Raw genomic sequence first — 457 nt, 5'->3', positions numbered from 1 at the left:
CCGATGCGTTAACCACTTCGCCACAACCGCCATGGCAGGGACAGTAGGAATCGAACCCACATCAAAGGTTTTGGAGACCTCTATTCTACCGTTGAACTATGTCCCTATTTATGATGGTGGAGGGGGGCAGATTCGAACTGCCGAACCCGAAGGAGCGGATTTACAGTCCGCCGCGTTTAGCCACTTCGCTACCCCTCCGTTAAGATGGTGCCGGCCAGAGGACTTGAACCCCCAACCTACTGATTACAAGTCAGTTGCTCTACCAATTGAGCTAGGCCGGCAAGAAATGGTTCAGGACAGAGTCGAACTGCCGACACATGGAGCTTCAATCCATTGCTCTACCAACTGAGCTACTGAACCATATATATTAAAATGATTAAATGGCGGTCTCGACGGGAATCGAACCCGCGATCTCCTGCGTGACAGGCAGGCGTGTTAACCGCTACACTACGAGACC

At 51.9% G+C, this 457-nt stretch carries 5 tRNA genes; all 5 read right to left on the bottom strand.

From position 1 onward, the window contains the following. Positions 1-32 precede the first annotated feature (32 nt). The 5 genes from HMPREF2578_RS10560 to HMPREF2578_RS10540 all read right to left on the bottom strand — a co-directional run bounded on the left by HMPREF2578_RS10560 (position 33) and on the right by HMPREF2578_RS10540 (position 457). A tRNA-Trp gene (locus HMPREF2578_RS10560) sits at positions 33-106 on the bottom strand. A gap of 8 nt (positions 107-114) precedes the next feature. Beyond that, positions 115-198: transfer RNA gene (locus tag HMPREF2578_RS10555), tRNA-Tyr, on the bottom strand. A gap of 7 nt (positions 199-205) precedes the next feature. Next, a tRNA-Thr gene (locus HMPREF2578_RS10550) sits at positions 206-281 on the bottom strand. 6 nt (positions 282-287) lie between these two features. Beyond that, positions 288-360: transfer RNA gene (locus tag HMPREF2578_RS10545), tRNA-Phe, on the bottom strand. A 21-nt stretch (positions 361-381) separates the two neighbouring features. Further along, a tRNA-Asp gene (locus HMPREF2578_RS10540) sits at positions 382-457 on the bottom strand.

It is taken from the genome of Staphylococcus sp. HMSC072H03, from assembly GCF_001809305.1.
GTDB lineage: Bacteria > Bacillota > Bacilli > Staphylococcales > Staphylococcaceae > Staphylococcus > Staphylococcus hominis.
This window is presented reverse-complemented; position numbering and strand designations above follow the sequence as displayed.